The organism is Peribacillus cavernae (assembly GCF_003989135.1).
Lineage (GTDB): Bacteria > Bacillota > Bacilli > Bacillales > DSM-1321 > Peribacillus > Peribacillus cavernae.
Window position 1 is genome coordinate 46,598 of sequence record NZ_RYZZ01000016.1, and the last position, 19,509, is coordinate 66,106.

Annotated in this window: 22 protein-coding genes; 6 read left to right on the forward strand and 16 right to left on the reverse strand. The window is 41.6% G+C overall.

Annotation, left to right across the window (positions count from 1 at the left end):
- Nucleotides 1–28 precede the first annotated feature (28 nt).
- The 5 genes from ELQ35_RS12535 to ELQ35_RS12555 all read right to left on the reverse strand — a co-directional run bounded on the left by ELQ35_RS12535 (nucleotide 29) and on the right by ELQ35_RS12555 (nucleotide 2,579).
- Complete coding sequence (locus tag ELQ35_RS12535; RefSeq protein WP_126865167.1) at nucleotides 29–214, reverse strand: hypothetical protein; 186 nt, start codon at nucleotides 212–214, stop codon at nucleotides 29–31.
- A 42-nt stretch (nucleotides 215–256) separates the two neighbouring features.
- Entirely contained in the window at nucleotides 257–1,051 is a 795-nt protein-coding gene (locus ELQ35_RS12540) for a DUF92 domain-containing protein (protein ID WP_126865168.1), read from the reverse strand.
- Nucleotides 1,041–1,616 carry a 5-formyltetrahydrofolate cyclo-ligase gene (locus tag ELQ35_RS12545; RefSeq protein ID WP_126865169.1) on the reverse strand — a complete coding sequence of 192 codons (576 nt, stop codon included), beginning with the start codon at nucleotides 1,614–1,616 and terminating at the stop codon, nucleotides 1,041–1,043. Before ELQ35_RS12545 ends, ELQ35_RS12540 begins: the two co-directional genes overlap by 11 nt.
- Before the next feature lie 90 nt (nucleotides 1,617–1,706).
- Nucleotides 1,707–1,856: a 50S ribosomal protein L33 gene (gene rpmG, locus ELQ35_RS12550; protein ID WP_126865170.1), complete on the reverse strand. Its 150-nt coding sequence runs from the start codon at nucleotides 1,854–1,856 to the stop codon at nucleotides 1,707–1,709.
- Between the two features lie 117 nt (nucleotides 1,857–1,973).
- The gene (locus ELQ35_RS12555; protein WP_126865171.1) at nucleotides 1,974–2,579 is read right to left on the reverse strand and encodes a hypothetical protein; all 606 of its coding nucleotides are present in this window, start codon (nucleotides 2,577–2,579) and stop codon (nucleotides 1,974–1,976) included.
- A 415-nt stretch (nucleotides 2,580–2,994) separates the two neighbouring features.
- Between ELQ35_RS12555 and ELQ35_RS12560 the strand changes: the two genes are divergently transcribed.
- Together ELQ35_RS12560 and ELQ35_RS12565 are read left to right on the forward strand one after the other, a co-directional pair.
- Nucleotides 2,995–3,390 carry a hypothetical protein gene (locus ELQ35_RS12560; RefSeq protein ID WP_126865172.1) on the forward strand — a complete coding sequence of 132 codons (396 nt, stop codon included), beginning with the start codon at nucleotides 2,995–2,997 and terminating at the stop codon, nucleotides 3,388–3,390.
- The gene (locus ELQ35_RS12565; protein ID WP_126865173.1) at nucleotides 3,383–3,904 is read left to right on the forward strand and encodes an MltG/YceG/YrrL family protein; all 522 of its coding nucleotides are present in this window, start codon (nucleotides 3,383–3,385) and stop codon (nucleotides 3,902–3,904) included. Before ELQ35_RS12560 ends, ELQ35_RS12565 begins: the two co-directional genes overlap by 8 nt.
- Before the next feature lie 38 nt (nucleotides 3,905–3,942).
- Here the strand turns inward: ELQ35_RS12565 and phoU are convergent, their stop codons facing one another.
- The 10 genes from phoU to ELQ35_RS12615 form a co-directional block, all read right to left on the reverse strand.
- Nucleotides 3,943–4,593 (reverse strand): phosphate signaling complex protein PhoU, encoded by a 651-nt coding sequence (gene phoU, locus ELQ35_RS12570; RefSeq protein ID WP_126865174.1) that lies wholly within the window; start codon nucleotides 4,591–4,593, stop codon nucleotides 3,943–3,945.
- A 25-nt stretch (nucleotides 4,594–4,618) separates the two neighbouring features.
- Complete coding sequence (gene pstB / locus ELQ35_RS12575) at nucleotides 4,619–5,398, reverse strand: phosphate ABC transporter ATP-binding protein PstB (RefSeq protein WP_221884967.1); 780 nt, start codon at nucleotides 5,396–5,398, stop codon at nucleotides 4,619–4,621.
- 235 nt (nucleotides 5,399–5,633) lie between these two features.
- Nucleotides 5,634–6,512, reverse strand: a complete 879-nt coding sequence (gene pstA / locus ELQ35_RS12580) for a phosphate ABC transporter permease PstA (RefSeq protein ID WP_126865176.1) — start codon at nucleotides 6,510–6,512, stop codon at nucleotides 5,634–5,636.
- Nucleotides 6,512–7,420 (reverse strand): phosphate ABC transporter permease subunit PstC, encoded by a 909-nt coding sequence (pstC, locus tag ELQ35_RS12585; RefSeq protein WP_246026065.1) that lies wholly within the window; start codon nucleotides 7,418–7,420, stop codon nucleotides 6,512–6,514. The genes pstA and pstC overlap by 1 nt, the downstream gene beginning before the upstream one ends.
- Before the next feature lie 122 nt (nucleotides 7,421–7,542).
- On the reverse strand, nucleotides 7,543–8,511 hold the full coding sequence (locus tag ELQ35_RS12590) for a PstS family phosphate ABC transporter substrate-binding protein (RefSeq protein ID WP_126865178.1): 969 nt from the start codon (nucleotides 8,509–8,511) through the stop codon (nucleotides 7,543–7,545).
- A 293-nt stretch (nucleotides 8,512–8,804) separates the two neighbouring features.
- Complete coding sequence (locus tag ELQ35_RS12595; protein WP_126865179.1) at nucleotides 8,805–10,925, reverse strand: peptidoglycan D,D-transpeptidase FtsI family protein; 2,121 nt, start codon at nucleotides 10,923–10,925, stop codon at nucleotides 8,805–8,807.
- 121 nt (nucleotides 10,926–11,046) lie between these two features.
- Entirely contained in the window at nucleotides 11,047–12,270 is a 1,224-nt protein-coding gene (locus tag ELQ35_RS12600) for an MFS transporter (protein ID WP_126865180.1), read from the reverse strand.
- Nucleotides 12,271–12,737: 467 nt separating this feature from the next.
- Entirely contained in the window at nucleotides 12,738–13,346 is a 609-nt protein-coding gene (locus tag ELQ35_RS12605) for a superoxide dismutase (protein ID WP_126865181.1), read from the reverse strand.
- A gap of 144 nt (nucleotides 13,347–13,490) precedes the next feature.
- Nucleotides 13,491–13,976, reverse strand: coding sequence for a DUF456 domain-containing protein (locus ELQ35_RS12610; RefSeq protein ID WP_126865182.1), 486 nt, complete (start codon nucleotides 13,974–13,976; stop codon nucleotides 13,491–13,493).
- 134 nt (nucleotides 13,977–14,110) lie between these two features.
- A complete protein-coding gene (locus ELQ35_RS12615; protein WP_126865183.1) occupies nucleotides 14,111–14,842 on the reverse strand; it encodes a PhoU domain-containing protein in 732 nt (243 codons plus the stop codon).
- 216 nt (nucleotides 14,843–15,058) lie between these two features.
- Here ELQ35_RS12615 and ELQ35_RS12620 point away from each other — a divergent pair, with 216 nt between their 5' ends.
- The 3 genes from ELQ35_RS12620 (at nucleotide 15,059) to ispG (ending at nucleotide 18,111) form a co-directional block, all read left to right on the forward strand.
- A complete protein-coding gene (locus ELQ35_RS12620) occupies nucleotides 15,059–15,826 on the forward strand; it encodes a DUF1189 domain-containing protein (protein ID WP_126865184.1) in 768 nt (255 codons plus the stop codon).
- A gap of 677 nt (nucleotides 15,827–16,503) precedes the next feature.
- The gene (locus ELQ35_RS12625; protein ID WP_246026061.1) at nucleotides 16,504–16,848 is read left to right on the forward strand and encodes a LysM peptidoglycan-binding domain-containing protein; all 345 of its coding nucleotides are present in this window, start codon (nucleotides 16,504–16,506) and stop codon (nucleotides 16,846–16,848) included.
- 150 nt (nucleotides 16,849–16,998) lie between these two features.
- Nucleotides 16,999–18,111, forward strand: a complete 1,113-nt coding sequence (gene ispG / locus ELQ35_RS12630) for a flavodoxin-dependent (E)-4-hydroxy-3-methylbut-2-enyl-diphosphate synthase (RefSeq protein ID WP_126865185.1) — start codon at nucleotides 16,999–17,001, stop codon at nucleotides 18,109–18,111.
- 51 nt (nucleotides 18,112–18,162) lie between these two features.
- Here the strand turns inward: ispG and ELQ35_RS23125 are convergent, their stop codons facing one another.
- Nucleotides 18,163–18,714, reverse strand: coding sequence for a DUF308 domain-containing protein (locus ELQ35_RS23125; RefSeq protein ID WP_246026062.1), 552 nt, complete (start codon nucleotides 18,712–18,714; stop codon nucleotides 18,163–18,165).
- 151 nt (nucleotides 18,715–18,865) lie between these two features.
- Between ELQ35_RS23125 and ELQ35_RS12640 the strand changes: the two genes are divergently transcribed.
- Nucleotides 18,866–19,441, forward strand: coding sequence for a 5' nucleotidase, NT5C type (locus ELQ35_RS12640; RefSeq protein WP_126865186.1), 576 nt, complete (start codon nucleotides 18,866–18,868; stop codon nucleotides 19,439–19,441).
- The last annotated feature ends 68 nt before the right edge of the window (nucleotides 19,442–19,509 follow it).

Below are 19,509 nucleotides of genomic sequence, written 5' to 3' on the forward strand. Positions count from 1 at the left end.
GGACCTTACTACGTTGAAAATATGGCCTTCATTCAGATTTAAACACCCCCTGAATCATTTTATTGCGGACTCCTGGCATATTCAATGTGCTGGTTACGAGAAACTTTCTCAAAAAACCGGTTGACAGTACAGTATTCAACAGCAAATAACGGTAACGAAAGCCGAAATAAACCGCTCCTCCAAGCATCGTGAATCTCAAAAGTAATCGAAGCATAGCTATCCCTCCTGCTTGTAGTTTGCCAAAGCAGAGGAATTTTTATGAGTTAAACATTTTGAATGATAGAAGCGCACAAATCGAAGCAAGCGCAATCGCAGACGCATTGATTACATCATTATTAAACCATCTGCATCCTTTTATCAGCCCCGTGCTTTCCCCGCAATGAACCGTTTTTTCCGTTTCCAATCCGCATTTCCTGCAGCGGAACCTGGCCTGGATCAAGGCGCCGAGCAGAGTATCGAAAAGATTGCCGAGAAATCCAAAAAGAACCGCCAACAGGAGCCACGGATGCCACGGCAATCCAAAGAGAACCACGGCAAAAACAGCAATCAGCCCCGCGCCCAAGACTGCAGCTGTGCTGCCTAAAAGCGAGACAGCCCCCGAAGTCCCTCTTTCAACCGATCTTAGATGTAAAATATAGAAAGGCCTCTGCTTGCTTAATACACCGATTTCCGAAGCCCACGTATCAGAATTGGCTGCCGCAATCGACACGATAAATACGAAAAGCGATAACTCAGAAGGGGTAAAAAAGTGAATACATGACGCAATCGCCGCTATCCCCCCATTGGCCAGTACCTGCTGCCAATCTCTGGCGTCCCCTTTTTGCAGCTTTTCTTCTACATGTTTCTTTTTCGACGCCTTAAATTTGGACCAGAAGCTTGAACTTGCAAAAAAGACCCCTAACAGCAATAGGCCAGCGAGTTCAAAGCCAAGCAACACCGAAACGCCGACAAGAACGGTTGCAGCGGCACCTGATTTAGAAAGTGACTTTACAAGGTAACCAACTATTGCAGTGATCAGGATAAAACCGAGATAAAGATAATTACCCAACATTACAGGCATATACCTTTTCAGGAGTGATAAGCTTTGATACGGGTATATCATGTGTTTCAACCGGCAATGTTGGCATTAGCTGTACATCGAATGCGAGAGAAAGGACAGGTCCTGTATAAGAAGGAAGAAAGCGATCATAATAGCCGCCTCCAAAGCCGAGACGATAACCGGACCTGGTAAAACCAAGACCCGGTACGACCAGTAAATCTATTTCATCTTTGGATACCTTTTCCGTTATAGACGGGATCGGTTCCCAAAGGCCAAAATAAACCTTTTCAAGCTGATCAAAAGAGACGATTTTCCTGAATTGGATGGATTTATTCCCCGGAAGGCATTTTGGTACCGCTATTTCCTTCCCCTGCTCCCATGCCTGCTTTATGATGTCCCTTGTATCCACTTCAGGGTGATTGGAGATCGTGATCCCAATCACCCTTGCTTTCTCCCACTCTTCAAGTGAATACAGCCGAAGTGCGATTTTCTCGGAAAGGCTGCGGTAATCCGATTCAGTAAGCTTCTGCAAGGCCGCTTTCAGCTGCTTGCGAAGGTTTTTTTTTGCTTCCGTCATTGCATTAAAGCCTCCCTGATAAATGTTGTAATATGTATAATAGTCAGCAGCCCTGAATATAAAAAAACAACAGGAAAGGATTCCTGTTGCTTACTTTGTTTCACGGTGAGCTGTACTGCGGTTTTCTCTTGGGCAGAACTTTTTAAGCTCAAGACGATCTGGATTGTTACGTTTATTTTTTTTAGAAATATAGTTACGGTCTCCACATTCCGTGCAAGCCAACGTAATATTCACGCGCATGTGTATTTCCCTCCAAACATTAATGACTTGTTCACATAGGACTTTTCTATAATAGCATTATTCACTATGAAATGCTAGCCTGTTTTTTGGGGAAAACAACGAATTTTGCGCATGTTGTCATATGTTCAAGTTTGGGCCTGCAGCAAGCAAGCTGTCATTAATGAATTTTGCTTCTTCCTGCGTCGCCGAAGATATCACCCAGGCGATGGCTTCGGCGGAATCCTGCGGCAGAATAGCGGTTTCAAAGGAAAACATACTGCTTACCTCACCCTTTGCAAGCGGGGAAAAGGCGAGAATGCCTTCTTTAAGGGATTTAAAACAGCCATTTTGGTAAAGATGCTTTTTTCCCTGGATACAATATTGAGAAATACCTTTCCCATTCATGAGGCCGCCGATTAACGCAACCGAGGTTTGTCCAATATGCATAATTGCTTTCTCACCCGGACTGTAAAATGCCACAGTCTGGCGTTCTAATAAATTTTCGTAATGAAACATAATTTTCGGGATCAGCTTTTCTTTTGAAGAATTTTTTATTGTGAACTTAAAAAAGGTAACCTGCCTCTTTGTAAAGGACTGAATCAAGGTTCTGACTTCACCGTTTGCATAACTTGCCGATTCATCCGTTACCCAGTCAAAGGTCCCATCCAGCCAGATTCCCGCCTTTAGGCTTTTCCGGGAAGTTTCTTGTTTCAATTTCGGTTGATATGCTGACAGACTGATCATGCTTGCTTTTCCCCCTTCAGAATAATGTAGTAAGAGAAACCTTAGCAGTTAACTGTGGATTTTCATTCCCGTTGCATTTGTTTTTACTAATTCAATATAGCGCCTACATATAGAAAAATTTTCAATGTTTTCAAAAAATTCTATACCTTTATCGTAGCACTGAACCAGTAGAGGTACAATGAACGCATTTTGTCGAGTTTTACCCCCCTTTATTTTACAGGAACAAAACCAGTAAAAAATTTTTTATATAAGCCATAAATCAAATAAAGCGAACCTGTTTCGACAAACTTGCAGCTATTTATCTGACAAAAAATTCTCTACTTTTAAAATTATCCGATGGAAAATAGCCACAGAAACTTCAAAATTGTGTATCATTGATTTTGTGCTTGAGAATTTAAGCTTCAGAGGTGGAAACATGGATATAGTCTTCATATCTTTATTAACAGTGGCAATTTTGCTGCTTATTTTTTCTTTCTTTAAGAAAGACAATGTAAAAAAGCTTGAGGAAGAATTAGAAGAACTCACGCTTAGCCATATGCAAGACATCTACCAATTAAAAAGAAAAGTCAAAGTTCTTGAAGAAGAGTTATTAATCGGGGAAAGTTCCGGACAAACCCTAGTACCTCCCCAGTCTGTAAGGTCAGTCGTTAAAAATCAGCCACAAATAAATGAAATACTTAAAGTTCAAGTATTATCATTATATCAGCAAGGCCTTTCCTTAGAACAGATCGCGAAGCAATCTACATTAGCAGTGGAAACCGTACGAAACATCATTGAGAAAAGTAGATCGATAGGACTGCACAATGAATAAAGGAACAATCCAGGCATTTGCTGCAGGAATCATTCTCTCGACAGGGGTGATTGCAGGATATGGACACTGGTTCCAACCAAACGATGATCAAGCCATTAGCCTGCAGGAAGCAAAAAGGCTGCTGAAGCAAGAGGGATATGAGGTTACTCCCTCTTTAAAAGAAGAAGAGACTCGAGAAACAGCTAAGAGTAAAGAGCCAGAATCAACGGAAAAACAGCTGGCTGAAAAGAGTCGCAAACCTATTCCAAAGCAGGATATCGGAGAAAAGGAAGGTAATCACGCTTCACAAACTAAGAAAAGTGAAGCAACAGCCGCCTATACGCTGTCGATTCGATCAGGAATGACAACCGGTGATATTGCCGTACTACTGGCTAATGAAGGAATTTTAAAGGACGCTTCCGCTTTTGAGCATTATCTGGAACAAAATGAACTGAGCAAGCGTATTCAAATCGGTGAATACGTCCTCACAGACAATATGACAATCCAACAGGCTGCAAAAACTATCACGAAATAGAAACAGCCATGGCTGTTTTGGCCATGGCTTTCTACTTATTAGTCGTTCAAATCAAAATGTCGTCCTTTGACGAGATAATAGATACTTTCCGCGATATTGGTCGTATGGTCAGCGGTCCGTTCAAGAAATCTGGCAATAAAGGTCAGTTGTGTGACCTGCTGCAAGTTTTCATGGGATTGCGTGAGCAGGCTTTTGAGGTTTTCCCCGTATAAGCGGTCAACCTCATCATCCATGTCCGCTATTTTTCTTGCCATCGCTATATCCTCATCTTCAAATGCCTGTATCGAGAGCTGGATCATTTCGATTGTAACATCCTTCATATCCCTTAAATGAGAGAGCGAGTTAATAAATGGCTGTTGGCCGATCCTGATCGTGGACTTAGCAATATTGACGCCAAAGTCAGCCATTCGCTCAATATCCGAGGCAATTTTGATCGCAGCAATGATTCTCCGCAGATCAATCGCCACTGGCTGTTGTTTGGCGATAAGCAAGATGGCATAGTCATTAATTTCTTCTTCAAGCAAGTCAGCTTTTGTATCGTCTTCAATTATTTCCAGGGCCATATCGAGATCCTGGTTCTCAAGTGCAGTAAATGACTTGGAAATCGACTCGGAAGCGAGATTTGCAAGTTCAATAATTTTCACCTTTAAGTGCGCCAACTCCTGTTCAAACTTTTCACGAACTGCCATTCGTCGATTCAACCCCTGTCTTTTATTATCCAAATCGTCCAGTAATGTAGTCCTCAGTCCTTTTATCCGTCGGATTTGAAAAGATCGTATTTGTATCTTTGTACTCAATGACTTCCCCGTTCAGGAAGAATGCAGTTTTGTCAGAAATCCGGGCCGCCTGCTGCATATTATGGGTAACGATGATAATGCTGAATTCCTTCTTCAGCTCTTGGACAAGCTCCTCGACCTTTAACGTTGAAATAGGGTCAAGTGCAGAAGTTGGTTCATCCATCAGGATGACATCCGGTTCTATTGCAAGACATCTGGCAATGCACAAACGCTGCTGCTGTCCGCCTGAGAGCCCGTAAGCATTCTGGTTTAGGCGGTCCTTCACTTCATCCCAAATAGCTGCGCCGCGAAGGCTTTTCTCCACGATTTCATCAAGGAGTTTTTTGTTTTTTATCCCATGAATTTTCGGTCCATATGCTACATTTTCAAAAATCGACTTTGGAAAGGGATTTGGCTTTTGGAAAACCATCCCCACGCGCGTCCGTAAATCTTCTGCTTTATAAGATTTATCGAGAATGTTGCGCCCGCGATATCTGATTTCTCCGGAGGTTTTTACACCTGGGACAAGTTCGATCATCCTGTTCAATGTTTTAATATAGGTTGATTTTCCGCATCCGGATGGCCCGATAATCGCAGTCACTTCATTTTCGGTGATATCCAAATTAATATTTATTAAAGCATGATTCTCTCCATACCACAAGTTCAGATCGGAAGTCTCATATACATGTTCTTTTTGTTCAGCAATTGGTTTATTCATCAGCTTACTATCCTTTTTAATTTTCTCAGTGATTGATTGTATGGCAGTCATCTTGAAATTCCTCCTTCATCCTCTTAGAAAAGCGAAAGCGCCTTGTAAAAAGGAACGTCTACTAAAACCTGCGGCATCCTTTACATCGGTGCTAGGCACGTTTCTAAGTTCAAAAGTTATACTTGCTCTTCTTTTAAAAAGTCCGCATTGTTGGCCGGCCCCATCATTTAACCCCTGTTCAAACTCAATATCTTTTTTGAAATTTATTTCGAATTAACACCGCGATAGAATTCATAAAAATCAGCAGCACAAGCAGCACAATAATCCCTGCCGCCGCTACACTTTGAAATTCTTCCTGCGGCCTGGAAGTCCAGTTATAAATCTGCATCGGCAGAACGGAAAACGTATCGAATACCGTTCTCGGCAGAAAAGCGATAAACACCGGGATCCCTACTACAATAAGCGGCGCTGTTTCACCAATGGCACGTGATAATGCCAGTATTCCCCCTGTCAGGATTCCAGGAATGGCAGCCGGAAGAACCACTTTAATAATCGTCTGCCACTTTGTCGCCCCCATTCCATATGAAGCCTCGCGCAATTCCTTTGGTACCGCGCGAACCGCTTCCTGGGACGCGACAATGATTACCGGCAGGACGAGTAAACTCATCGTCAGGCCTGCTGCCAGAACAGAGCTTCCCAGAGCAAGGGCCCTGACAAAAATCGTTAATCCAAGCAATCCAAATACAATGGAAGGTACCCCTGCCAGGTTTGAAATATTGACCTGGATGAAGTTTGTAAAACGGTTTTTAACTGCGTACTCTTCCATGTAGATCGCAGTGCCAACCCCCAATAATAATGAAATCGGTGCGACTGTAGCCATCAGCCAGATTGATCCAATCAGGGCAGCTTTCACACCGGCTTCTTCCGGCCTTCTTGATGCGAAGTTTTGTAAAAAGTCAATATTCAAATAACCAATTCCTTGAGTGAATATCCGATAAAGCAATATGGCCAGCACAAACAATCCGAACAGAGTTGCCAGGAAGAATAGTCCTTTAAAGATGGTATTGATTAATATGCGTACAGGCATCCTTCTTCCAACGGATTCTTTATTTATCAGTTTCATCAGTATTCCTCCCTAAACTTACGAGAGATAAATTGTGCAAATAGATTCATTGCCAGGGTAAATAGGAACAGCATCATTCCAACAGCATAGATACTGTAATAAATCGTAGTGCCATATCCGGCGTCACCCGTGCTGACCTGTACGATATAGGCTGTCATTGTTTGGATCGATGAAGTTACGTCCGTGCTGAGATTTGGTGTAGAACCACCGGCAACGGATACAATCATTGTTTCACCAATCGCCCTGGATAATGCCAGCACAATCGATGCCATAATCCCAGAAATTGCAGCAGGCAGGATGACTTTTATAGCCGTTTCCAATTTGGTTGCCCCCAGTGCAAAAGCACCCTCCTTAATCGAATTCGGTACAGAGGACATGGCATCCTCTGATAAAGAAGCAATCATTGGCGTAATCATAATTCCAACTACGATTCCAGGACTCAGCGCATTAAAGATTTCAAGCGAAGGAATGAAACTTCTTAAGATAGGCGTAACAAATGTCAATGCAAAGAAACCATAAACAATTGTCGGGATTCCAGCCAATACTTCTAAAATCGGTTTGATGATCCTTCTGGTTTTTTCTGATGCATATTCACTCAAATAAATGGCAGTTGCAAGTCCGATAGGAACGGCGACCAGCGCGGCAATTCCTGTCACTTTAAGCGTACCGGATATTAACGGCATAATGCCGTATGAAGCAGAAGTTTCAGAGAACGGATACCATTTTTGTGCTGTAAAAAATTCTTTTAGTGAAACTCTGTCAAAAAAAGTAAACGTCTCGAAAATTAATGTAAATACAATTCCAAGTGTAGTTAAAACCGAGATTATCGCGGTCAATAGCAGCAGTCCAGGAATGATTTTCTCAACATTCAGTCGATTGCTCTTTTTGCTTTTCTTATCCATTATCATTTGTTGAACAGAATACTTTTCTGTGTTGCCAAGTGCCAAAACGAAAACCCCTTTCCATCCAAGGCATGGCTGAAAGAGAAGCGAATCCGCTTCTCTTTCAGCCATATTTTCTGAGCGAACCCCTATTTTGTTAATTCAGCCAGTTGATCCTGACCTTTTTTGTATTCTTCTTCAGGAAGCTTTACATAACCGACTTCTTCGGATAATTCCGCTGCATTCTCCAGTACGAATTCAGTGTAATCGGCAACCTGCTCTTTTTCTTCAATTGCTTTATTAGCTACATACGTAAACAGTGGACGGGATAAAGGCGCATATTCTCCGCTTTCGATCGTCTCTTTGGTTGGTTCCACCGGCCCGTTTCCATTGTCGATTTTTACAACCTTTAATTTATCTTTGTTTTCTTCATAATAAGCATATCCAAAGAAACCGATGGCGTTTTTGTCACCACTCACACCTTGTACCAGCACGTTATCATCTTCAGAAAGAGTCGCGTTAGATACAAGCGGCTTTTCTTCAAGGATTACTTCGTTAAAGTAATCATATGTTCCTGAATCAGTTCCAGGAGAGTAAAATTTAATTTCTTCTTTTGGCCATTCAGGACGGATATCTGACCATTTTTTTGCTTTGCCTGTATCGACCCATAATTTTCTCAAATCTTCAACAGTCAAGGAATCAATGAATTCATTATCTTTATTGACTACAACTGTTAAACCATCGAATGCCACTTTGAATTCTGTATAGTCAATTCCTTTTTCCTCTAGCTTAGCTTTTTCTTCATCTTTGATAGGACGTGAAGCATTACTCATATCAGTTTCACCGGCAATTAGTTTCTCAAAGCCGCCGCCAGTTCCTGCGAAACCAACTGAAACTTTCACTTCCGGCTGCTCAGCCATATATTCTTCAGCAACTGCTTCCATAATTGGATATACTGTAGAAGATCCGTCGATTAAAACATCACCTTTAAGTTGCTTGTCCGATGCTGCAGATCCATTGCCATCGCCATTGCCTGCATCACCTGAACCGCAAGCAGCAGTTACAGCAATTACCCCGCTCATCATAGCTGTCAATGCCATAAACTTAAAACTTTTCATTCCCGAATTCCTCCTACGAGATTTAGTTGTTTTGTCCTACATACCAAGAATAAAGCTTTACTATTAACCGGGTTTTAACGGTTTGTAAATATTACGTAAATAACGTTTAGAAAATGTAAACTGGAAAAGCGGAAGCGCTAATGTTCTTTTTTAAAATAGGAAAGGGATTAACTCCTGGTAATATTAATAAAACGCCTCTAAAATATAGAGGCGTTTTTAATATTACCATATCGGATACTTATTATTTAGCCATTCTGGCTTTCTCTTACTTCAGATTGTTCCTTCTGTACTTCCTAGCTGTTATCGATTTGTTCAGAGGCAGCTTGCTCGGAAGGCTTTTTCTTTGCCCGTTCTTTTTTCAACTCAAAATAGGTATCCATAACCTGTTCGGCAATTTCTTTATTCATTGAATGTGCTGGCTGCCCTTGGTAAGCCCATGGAACAACGGTCGCAAAAGCAACTTCCGGGTCATTGTACGGTGCATATCCGACAAGTGATTGGTTGATTGTAGGTTCCGGTTCACTGTATTTCTTACGGTTCGGGCCATCATAAAATGCCTCCGCGGTACCTGTCTTTCCGGCCGGTTTATAACTCTTGCCTCCAAAGGAGCTAAAAGCTGTACCGCCATTCTCCTGCATAACGCGTCTAAAACCTTCCTGTACCTGGCCAATTTCATTTTCCGACATAGGCAGTCTATTTAATACGGTAGGCTCAATTTGCTGCATGACAGGGCCAATTGTTTCGTTATTATCAAGCGGCTGGCGGATTTCCTTGACAATATGCGGCTCCATGCGGTTACCGCCATTGGCGATGGTCGATACATATTGTACCAGCTGCATCGGTGTATACGTATCATATTGCCCGATTGAAAGGTAAAGAAGTTTACCAGGAGATGTTTCTGAACCTTTAAATCCTGCCATTTCATTCGGAAGATCTATGCCGGTACGGACCCCAAGCCCGAATTGAGCATAACTATCACGCATCGTGTTGAAGGCTTTCGGATCAATATCCAGTGGTTTGTTAGCTATATAATTGCCCCCCCCGATCTTAATCGCAATCCTGCCCATGTATACGTTTGATGATTTCTTCAGCGCATTGATATCATTGAGCAATCCATAATCCCGGACAGAGTTAAAGTCCGGTGTACCTTTAATTCGTAACGTTTGATCATTAAGCACGGTTCCGGGAGAAATGACCCCTGTTTCGTATCCTGTCAGCACAGTCGCTCCCTTAACCGATGACCCCATCGTATAGGAAGTCGTAATATTGCCAAGTGCGAAGTCTTCAGTCGTCCGCTGACCCGTTTTCTCATCCCACTTAAGCTGTTTGCCGGCCATTGCCAGAATCTCTCCGGTCTTGGGGTTCATCATGACAATGAAGGCGCGGTCAAGCAGTCCCGTATTGCCTCTTGCCTTTGTTTTCTCAAGTTCCTTTTCAATGATCTTTTCGGCCGCGAGCTGTAGCTCCATATCGATGGTCAGGACAAGGTCTTTGCCCCGCTCGCCTTTAGCAACTTCGACGGTTTTTGTGATATTGCCTGCTTTATCTTTGTACGTCTTCGCTTTTGCCTTTTGACCATGTAGGATATCTTCGTATTCAGCTTCAATATAGCTTTTCCCCACCCGGTCATTCCTGCTGTAATCCCTGGCCAGAAAATAATCAAGACTTTCTTTCGGCAGCCCTTCTTCAGAAGATGAAACTTTGCCAAGAACTGATTTCAAGGTACTATTATACGTATAGAAACGATCCCAGTCTGTCGTAACATCGACACCGGGAAGGGAAGCAAGATTTTCGCTTACCCGTGCAAATTCCTCTTTTGTCACATCTTTGTTTTTGATGATTTGCGGAACCAGCTCCATGCCGCTGTTGAACTCACGGAAAATTGCCAGTACTTCAAGCTCGTCCTTTGTAAATTCATTGATTTCTTCATCAGTTATCCGCTTTAGCTGGACCTCGTATAAATATTTCTCAGGCTTCTTTTCTTCTTCAACCAGTTTTTTATCTTTTTTGGTAATTTTCGCTTCGGCCCGCTTAGGGTTTTTTAAAATCCAAAAATCCTTCCGATCGCGTTCGGCAATCTTATCGGGCTTTTTATCAATCAGCTCTGCCAATTTCTCAGCTGTCTTAAGCATATCCTTCGGTTTCGTTCCCTGGTATCTCGTGTATGTAATCGCATCAAGAGGAACATTATCGACCATGACCTTTAAATTCCGGTCGTACATTTTTCCGCGCGGCACCGGACTGTTAACCGGCACTTCTTCCTTCCTGTCCAATTCCCGCTTGTAATCATCACCGTAAACAATCTGCACGACGCCAAGTCTCAGGATTAACACGGAAAATAACACAAACACTAAAAAGAAAAGCAAATTCAATCGAAAAGGAACATGCGTCTTTTTCTTTTTTTCGTTATTCACTATCAAGCCACACATCCTCGTTTAGTATTCATCCACCATCTATTTTATAGAAAGATGTTACTTTTTTCTACCTTTATATACCTTATTTGAGCAGAAAAAAAAGAGGATTGTTTCCATCCCCTTAAACGGCCCTGTGAGCGGTGTTTATTTTTCTGACAAAAAGCGATATGCACAGATGACCCGCACCAATGATCAGTAAAAACAGCGGCAGGCTTTCCTCTGGATCAAATAGTGTGACTGCAGCGATAAATCCGAGAATGGAAACGATGCGCCCAAAATGGGTGAATACTTCACGCACGACAATATATTCAATCCTCATTTCTGCTGCATTCCAGGCAGTGCCAATGATATCATAAGTCATTGATACATAAGGAACGAGCAGGAGCGGATATGCGATTGCAATCGTACCGGCATAGATAAGCAACTTCCCATAGCTTATATCAACCGCGATCAAAAATACTCCAATATACAACAGCACTCCTCCTATAAGGATTGCCTTTTTCCTCATAGGCTGCTTTATGTAACGCGAAGCAAGATAATAAGCGACAAAAGAAATCGCAGAGTTAATCAAGCCGAAGTTTCCGATTGCCATTTCGCTTCCCGTTTTAATGAAAACAAAAATTGAAACGACAAACATGAACGTCCCTTCCCTTAATCCTTGAAAGAAATTGGCATACGTGATCATCCGCCAATTATGATTATTGCCTCGTTCTTTCCAAATTCTCATAAACGAATATTTACCGCTGGCAGGCCTTCTGTTCAGAGAAAAGCTCAAAATAACTGCGATAAAAAATAAAAAAAGCGAAATGCCAAATACAATCGAATAGCCGGAATACTTTGTAAGACGGGAAATGATAAATCCTGCCAGGACAGGGCCAATCATTCCGCCAAACGAGGACAGGATTCCCAGAAATCCATTGAAAAAGTCCCTTGTCTCAGGTTCAGTAATCTCAAACGTCAAAACATTGAACGCAAGCCAGTAAAATCCATAGCCCACGCCAAGCAACCCGCCAAGCAGGACAATAAAATCTGTTGCTCTTGTTCCTACTAACAGGACACACAAGTAAAAGGCAGACAAAAAGATAACGCCAAGCCTTAAAACGATGATCCTATCGACTTTTTTCGCCAGCCGTCCGGCCAGAATAAATGTAAGCGGCTGAAAAAGAACAATTGATAAATTATAAATGCCGATATCAAGGAATTCACCCGATTGCTTCCAAAGATAGACATTCACAAAGGTGTTAGACAGCGCGATGCTGAGGCTGTACAGTCCACCGATCAAAAGCAGCAGATGTAAATCTTTCTTTACTTCCACTTCTCCGATCCATTTTTTTAAAATGCCCATTGTGTACCTCTCCCTTTCATTCAAACATAGTGTTTGATGAAACAAGGGCATTTATTCGAAAAGCAGGAGCTGCGCTCATCGCAGAGAAAACTTCAAGGAAGAGGTCTAATTTACATGTATATCCCTCTCCAATACATTAAACGGCATATATTTCAAAAGGTATGTTTACAATAGGTGATTTAACCTGATTCATGTTGTTCTAGCTGAATTTCCCCTGAAAGCTCAGCTGTATTGGACATTCGAAGAGGGGCATTACACTGATTCAAGTAAAAAAAACCTTCATTTAAGCGAAAAAACGGATAATTAAGCGATAATAACGTGGATTCAAGCGGAAAAACAACTAATTAAGCGAAAACTGTTTTTATTTAAGCGAAAGACTGCGCTCTTAGCCTAGGCATCAATTTACCAAGCCATAAAAAAACAGGAACCCCTCAAGGATTCCTGCTCTTTGCTGAAGAAATTCAGCATTATTTTGCTGCGCTGTAGCGCTTTGAAACCTCGTCCCAGTTTACAACATTCCAGAAAGAGTTGATGTATTCTGGACGGCGGTTTTGATAGTTCAAGTAGTAAGCATGCTCCCAAACGTCCAGGCCAAGTACTGGAGTCTTGCCTTCCATCAAAGGAGAATCCTGGTTTGGTGTACTTGTTACTTCTAATTCGCCATTATTGACGACAAGCCAAGCCCAGCCGGAGCCGAAGCGAGTTGTAGCTGCTTTTGCAAAATCTTCTTTAAAGCTGTCGAAGCTGCCAAACTTTGTAGTGATCGCATCAGCTAATTCACCAGTCGGCTGTCCGCCGCCATTAGGAGAAAGAAGCTGCCAGAATAAAGAGTGGTTTGCATGTCCGCCGCCATTGTTGCGTACAGCAGTACGTGCAGATGCAGAAACAGCATCCAGATTGGAGATTACTTCTTCAACGCTTTTGCCAAGAAGCTCTTCGTTGCCTTCTAACGCATTGTTCAGGTTCGTTACATAAGTGTTGTGATGTTTAGTGTGGTGAATATTCATTGTTTCTTTGTCGATGCTTGGTTCTAAAGCATCGTACGCGTAAGGTAATTGTGGAAGTTCAAATGCCATGATAAATTCCTCCTTATGTAAAATGATTTACAGGCTTTAGAAAATGCTAGAAATTTCTTAGAATTTCCTGACACTTCTAAAACTCGCTACCTTTAGACTATCAAAGATTGTATTCTGTTTCAAACGTTATGCTTCCTTTTTTTTCTACAGCAGCACGACCAGTAAAAAGTAACCTACCATAAACAGTTGAATGAGCGCCTTTGTAACGACACTGCTGATAAACCCAATCACTGAGCCGAATCCGATTTTCGAAGCCGTTACCAGATCTTTTTTATGAACGATCATCTCAGCAAGAATCGCTCCTATAAAAGGGCCGATGATAATCCCGAATGCCGGAATTATAAAAGGGCCTGCCAGTATGCCGATCGTACTTCCCCAAATGCCCGCCTTCGAGCCACCGTATTTCTTGATCCCGAACATGTTCGCGACATAGTCCGCTGTAAACAGCAGGATCACAAGGAGGATTTGAATCACCCAGAATATCCAGTTGAATTGCTCGAACGTAAAGAGGAAACCATACAACAAGATACCTCCGAAAATGAACAAAACACTTGGAATGATCGGAAATACCAGCCCGATAAAACCAATGATGATCATGATTGCGATTAATACCCAATAAATTGTTTCCAAACTGCTCCTCCTTTCCTCTTTTGAAGTGTTCTATTTTCAAATGATAGGATGGATATCTTTATTTCCATACGATTGAAACGATAAAAAGTTACATATAGGTAAGATATCCAATTTCGAACAGTATCAAACTTCAGTTATCGACAATCTCCTATAATAGTTTTGGATAGTTTGACAGCATGTGCCTCGATTTTCTCGAGGTTTGTGACCAGGTCCACCAAATTAATTTCCCCTTGACCGCCATTCATACGGAAAACTCGCTCCCTCCGCAGCATCCTTTCCGTTTTACCGAGGATATCTTTGTTTTCGACTATTTCTTTTGCCTGTTCAAGATCATAATGGTCAAAAGCGATGATTGCCTGGTCAACCGTATCAATTGTCATCTGGAATACCTCTTTTAGATCGGAAAGCCAAGGGTCCGTCGGGACGGCTTTATGTGAAAATGGATGTTCCACTAAGTCGATGATATTTTCAAAGCGATCCCCGATTTTTTCAATTTCACGCACTGTATCAATAAGCATTACATATTTCGCGGCTTCTTTCTTTGAGAAATCTATAGTCGATATTCGTACCAGATAATCGCTTACTTTTTCATCCAGACTGTTAATAGCACCCTTAAACTGTAAAGCGGTTTCTCTATGTTTATTACTATTTGTTAATAGATACTGCAATAACTCATTCAAGCCTTTGACAGATAAATAACCCATTTTAATGATTTCTTCCTTGGCCTGTCCAAGCGCTATCGATGGTGATTGTTCCATAGAGATCGCAGCTAAATGCCGCGAGTTGCCTTCTTTTAGCGAATCATCCCCTGGAATAAGCTTTGTTACAGCTTTAGCCAGTATTGTGATAAAAGGATACCTGCCCATAGTTTCAACCCCTTGAATATAGCAAGAAATCCTCCCTGCCTAAGTCCATCCTTTTTAATTATGATGATGAAATGAAATTTGTGTAAAGGAGTTTGCTCTAATATTTACATTAGCTTAACAATTCAGCGGAAAAACGCGAGAATACAAAAAGTTGTTTTATTGATAAGTGATAGATAGAATAAACTATATGATTTTAATATAAAGGTGTTGTCGACAATGAATATTTTTAAACAATTGATTGTAAGCTTGTATTCGCCAAAGGATATTGCAACGTTTCGCAATCAGGGCATCGGAAAGACGATTGCTTTTGTGTTTTTACTGACATTAATTTCAGTCATTCCAGCTGCTTATCATTTTAGCTCAACCGTCAATAGCGGAATACAGGCATTCGCGGAAACGATAAAAGGGGAATTGCCCGCTTTTGAGATCAGCAATGGTACGCTGACCTCAGAAGCAGATGAGCCGGTCATCGTTAATAAAGAGGGCTTTCAGATTGTTTTGGATGATACCGGGAAATGGAAAAGCAGCGATATCGCTGCCCAGACTGAAAACGGTATAGGGTTATTGAAGAATGATCTTGTGTTTGTCACGGCAGGCCAAGCGCAGTCCAACCCCTATTCAATATTGGAAGGTTTCTCAATCACAAGCAAAGACATCGATAAATTCCTTGATTCTGCAGATTCTGCTTTAGTGATTGTGCTGCCGATTATTGTTGTCATGATGTATCTATTCACGGCTGCTTTGAATTTCATCAAGATTTCATTTCTGGCGTTGTTTGGATTGGTCTTTAAAAATGTTTTGCAGAAACCTATCTCATACCGCCATTCGTGGAGATTGACAGCCTACTCGATTACACTGCCGGCGATCTTCTTTACAATCATGGATGCCTTCGAAGCATATGTTCCCTTTGGAATCTTGATTAGCTGGTTTGTTTCCTTGATTATGCTTTATCTCGCTATAAAAGAAATTCCGAAAAGTGAATAGCTAAATAAGAGACATGCCCAATTTAGTAAGTAGTTCCGATAATGTGGAGAAACAGTAGGAATAGTATAGGAAATCGAGTATGAAATCGTGGGTTTATCGGGTTTTATGTAAAAGAACCTGATAAGTTTAAATGAGCTAAATCCAAAGAACCCTTCTTTTTTATTTATAGGGGCTTTATTTGAATAAATCATTAAAAAAGATTAACGCTCAGAGATTTGCTGAGCGTTTTTTAGTGCTAATTACTTTGTGATTTTATACCGTGAATTGCATGCTATTTAATTTGTTATTTGAGGTTTTCTCCACAAAAACGGAACTACTTACCAATTTAGGGCTGCCTCTTATTTTATGCTTTTAATTGTTCCGTTTGATGTGTTAAAACACCGGATAATTCATGAAGTTTTGCGCCGATCTCATAGGTGTCCTTTATTTACGCGCCTGTTCATACGAGTTTGAAAGCATTTGCTCGGCACTTGCGCTTGTTTGCTGTGAAAGGAAACATACTTTTCGGTGGCCTGCTCCATTTCAGGTAAGGAATTATGTAAATCTTTCAGGATATCCTCTATTTGATGTAGCTGATCCGTTACAAGCTGTAAAGGTTTCGTAACTTTTTTATAAAGGTGTGCCCAATTTTAGGCATATTATTAATTTCCGATCCATATATATGGAGTAAGACAATCATGGGAGTTGAAAAAATGAAACGGTTCCTGCTTTTTCTTACTGTATGTTTCATTGGATTCATCATTTATTTTGATTTAACGACGGGCACACTTCCGGCGTTCGGAGCAGAAGCAAGGCAGGCTGCGAAACCATATCCAGAACAAACCGAAAAAGCGTCAATCCCATATACAGATGCTATTGTTAAACCCGGCGATACCTTGCTAACGATCATTGAAAAAGAAAAAGGCGGCCAGAATGTTTCTATAGAAATTGTTATTGAGGATTTCCAAGAATTGAATAAGGGACTGAAGCCGGAAGAAATGCAAATCGGGAAAACTTATAAGATTCCATCTTATAAAAAATAGCAGAGCAGGTAGAGCAACCGTTGATGTCAGCACTGAGTAAAATTCTAATCCTTGTCAATTACAGTCTAACATTGATACAATGTTGTAGTGATGACATAAAAGGATAGTCATCAACTGAATTTGATTTTTTCCTAAAGGAGAGAATTCCACTTGAGTGAAATTATACATCGAACCAAAACCCGTCCAATAAAAGTCGGCAATTTAACAATTGGGGGCAATAACGAGGTTATCGTCCAGAGTATGACGACCACCAAGACGCATGACGTAGAAGCAACGGTGGCCGAAATCAAGCGCCTCGAAGAAGCAGGCTGTCAGATTGTCCGCGTTGCCTGCCCAGATGAAAGAGCAGCGAACGCTATTCCGGAAATAAAAAAGCGGATTAATATCCCACTGGTTGTAGATATCCATTTTGACTATAAGCTCGCTTTGAAGGCGATTGAAGGGGGAGCGGACAAAATCCGTATCAACCCGGGAAATATCGGTCGCCGCGAAAAAGTCGAAGCCGTCGTCAAAGCCGCGAAAGCAAAGGGAATTCCAATCAGAATCGGAGTAAATGCCGGTTCCCTGGAAAAACGTATTATAGATAAATATGGCTATCCAACCGCTGACGGCATGGTTGAAAGTGCCTTGCACCATATTAAAATCCTGGAAGACCTTGATTTTCATGATATCATCGTTTCGATGAAGGCTTCCGACGTAAATTTAGCTATCGAAGCATATAACAAGGCGGCACAGGCGTTTGATTATCCGCTTCACCTCGGGATTACCGAATCGGGAACTCTTTTTTCCGGCACCGTGAAAAGCGCAGCCGGACTTGGGGCGATTTTAAGCAAAGGAATCGGGAATACCATGCGTGTTTCCCTCAGCGCAGATCCTGTTGAAGAAGTGAAAGTGGCCCGTGAATTGTTGAAATCATTCGGCCTCGCGTCAAACATGGCGACTTTAATTTCATGCCCGACATGCGGCCGAATCGAAATCGACTTAATCAGTATCGCCAATGAAGTCGAAGAATACATTCAAACAATCAAAGCGCCAATCAAGGTTTCTGTTCTCGGCTGTGCTGTTAATGGACCAGGAGAGGCCAGGGAAGCTGATATCGGCATTGCCGGGGCACGCGGAGAAGGATTGCTGTTCCGAAAAGGGAAAATCGTAAGAAAAGTGCCCGAAGCAACTATGGTTGAAGAACTCAAAAAAGAAATCGACAAAATTGCCGAAGAATATTATGAAAAACAGAGAAATCAGCAAACCGAACCGATTATTTAACGAAAAAACGCTTGGATTCATAAATTGAATCCAAGCGTTTTTATGCCCTATTTAAAAAAACGGGAGAATGAATATCCCAATGATTATCGAAACGGCTCCTACACCGATAGCCCAGGCTCCAAGAGTGTTTGCTCCTCTTCTGCGCGCTACAAATCCCAGCACAATTCCTGCTGCTCCAAACAAGATTGGCATTATAAAAAGGGAAAGCACGGATAAAGCTAATGCTGAAAGACCAAATGTGGTCCCGGCTGTATTTTGCTCGGTAGCCTCATCGGAATCTCCTGCATCGCTTCGATCAAAGGCTTGAGGTACCGCAAGTTCAGAGGACGATTCTTCATAATACCCGTTTTGATAACGATTATCTTCTGCAGCGGTCATTCCGTATAATTCTTCATAGCTATCCTGCTCTGAAGAGGTCTGGCTGCGTTCAACGGAGTTTTGTCCGCGATTTGCACCCTGGCTGCTTTTCGCCGCTGGAGAGATGTCGTCATAATCAGCATTCGAACGGCCTGTGACACTGCTGGTTTCAGGATCTGTTTCGTTTTTTGAAGAATTTTTCATTTCATCTTCCAAACTGGAATAGCTGTTTCGGTTATCGTCCATCATGCATCCCTCGCTTTTAAAAAGATAGGTGCACTTATAGTGTATGTGGTTTCTGAAAAAAACCACTTGAAAAAGGTTACATGTGCTGGATAATATTTCATGTTATAACAAACAATCCAACTTACTCTACACACTGACAGGAGCTGTAACGATGAAAAAGCGCTTTGGCATTGATATAGATGGGACGATAACCCGTCCCGATACCATGATTCCATTTTTAAATAAAGCCTTTCAACTAAATCTGGTGTATGAAGACATTACTGAATATGATCTTAATCCGTTCGTTACTATTACCAAGGATGCCTTTGCAGATTGGTTTGCCAGAAATGAACCGATTATTTATGCCGAATCCCTGTTAGCCGATGGAGCGAAAGAAGCGATAGCCGAATGGGTGGATAAAGCTGACCTCTACTTCATTAGTGCCCGGCATCATGACCTCTTGAAAGTTACTGAAAAGTGGTTCCATAAAAATGAATTAACCTTTCATCATATTGAATTAACCGGATCCCATGATAAAGTCGAAACAGCTAAGAAATTCGGGGTTGATATTTTTTTTGAAGATAAGCACGATAATGCGGTCGCTATTGCCAGCGAATGCAATATTCCGGTGATTTTATTCGACACGCCCTATAATCGGTTGTCGGTCCCCGCACAAGTCATTCGTGTCACCAACTGGCAACAGGCCAAACAGTGGGTAGATCAATGGCTGAAAAACGAAAAAAAATAAGGCTGTCCATTCCGTTCGGAACTGGCAGCCTTATTGTTTTTTTTGATTATTTATTGAAAGGGATTAAT

What these genes read in the sequence shown, in the direction of transcription:
- ELQ35_RS12535 (WP_126865167.1), bottom strand. Translation starts at nt 214, where the DNA reads ATGCTTCGATTACTTTTGAGATTCACGATGCTTGGAGGAGCGGTTTAT.
- ELQ35_RS12540 (WP_126865168.1), bottom strand. Translation starts at nt 1,051, where the DNA reads ATGTTGGGTAATTATCTTTATCTCGGTTTTATCCTGATCACTGCAATA.
- ELQ35_RS12545 (WP_126865169.1), bottom strand. Translation starts at nt 1,616, where the DNA reads ATGACGGAAGCAAAAAAAAACCTTCGCAAGCAGCTGAAAGCGGCCTTG.
- rpmG (WP_126865170.1), bottom strand. Translation starts at nt 1,856, where the DNA reads ATGCGCGTGAATATTACGTTGGCTTGCACGGAATGTGGAGACCGTAAC.
- ELQ35_RS12555 (WP_126865171.1), bottom strand. Translation starts at nt 2,579, where the DNA reads ATGATCAGTCTGTCAGCATATCAACCGAAATTGAAACAAGAAACTTCC.
- ELQ35_RS12560 (WP_126865172.1), top strand. Translation starts at nt 2,995, where the DNA reads ATGGATATAGTCTTCATATCTTTATTAACAGTGGCAATTTTGCTGCTT.
- ELQ35_RS12565 (WP_126865173.1), top strand. Translation starts at nt 3,383, where the DNA reads ATGAATAAAGGAACAATCCAGGCATTTGCTGCAGGAATCATTCTCTCG.
- phoU (WP_126865174.1), bottom strand. Translation starts at nt 4,593, where the DNA reads ATGGCAGTTCGTGAAAAGTTTGAACAGGAGTTGGCGCACTTAAAGGTG.
- pstB (WP_221884967.1), bottom strand. Translation starts at nt 5,398, where the DNA reads ATGAATAAACCAATTGCTGAACAAAAAGAACATGTATATGAGACTTCC.
- pstA (WP_126865176.1), bottom strand. Translation starts at nt 6,512, where the DNA reads ATGAAACTGATAAATAAAGAATCCGTTGGAAGAAGGATGCCTGTACGC.
- pstC (WP_246026065.1), bottom strand. Translation starts at nt 7,420, where the DNA reads ATGATAATGGATAAGAAAAGCAAAAAGAGCAATCGACTGAATGTTGAG.
- ELQ35_RS12590 (WP_126865178.1), bottom strand. Translation starts at nt 8,511, where the DNA reads ATGAAAAGTTTTAAGTTTATGGCATTGACAGCTATGATGAGCGGGGTA.
- ELQ35_RS12600 (WP_126865180.1), bottom strand. Translation starts at nt 12,270, where the DNA reads ATGGGCATTTTAAAAAAATGGATCGGAGAAGTGGAAGTAAAGAAAGAT.
- ELQ35_RS12605 (WP_126865181.1), bottom strand. Translation starts at nt 13,346, where the DNA reads ATGGCATTTGAACTTCCACAATTACCTTACGCGTACGATGCTTTAGAA.
- ELQ35_RS12615 (WP_126865183.1), bottom strand. Translation starts at nt 14,842, where the DNA reads ATGGGCAGGTATCCTTTTATCACAATACTGGCTAAAGCTGTAACAAAG.
- ELQ35_RS12620 (WP_126865184.1), top strand. Translation starts at nt 15,059, where the DNA reads ATGAATATTTTTAAACAATTGATTGTAAGCTTGTATTCGCCAAAGGAT.
- ELQ35_RS12625 (WP_246026061.1), top strand. Translation starts at nt 16,504, where the DNA reads ATGGGAGTTGAAAAAATGAAACGGTTCCTGCTTTTTCTTACTGTATGT.
- ELQ35_RS23125 (WP_246026062.1), bottom strand. Translation starts at nt 18,714, where the DNA reads ATGGACGATAACCGAAACAGCTATTCCAGTTTGGAAGATGAAATGAAA.
- ELQ35_RS12640 (WP_126865186.1), top strand. Translation starts at nt 18,866, where the DNA reads ATGAAAAAGCGCTTTGGCATTGATATAGATGGGACGATAACCCGTCCC.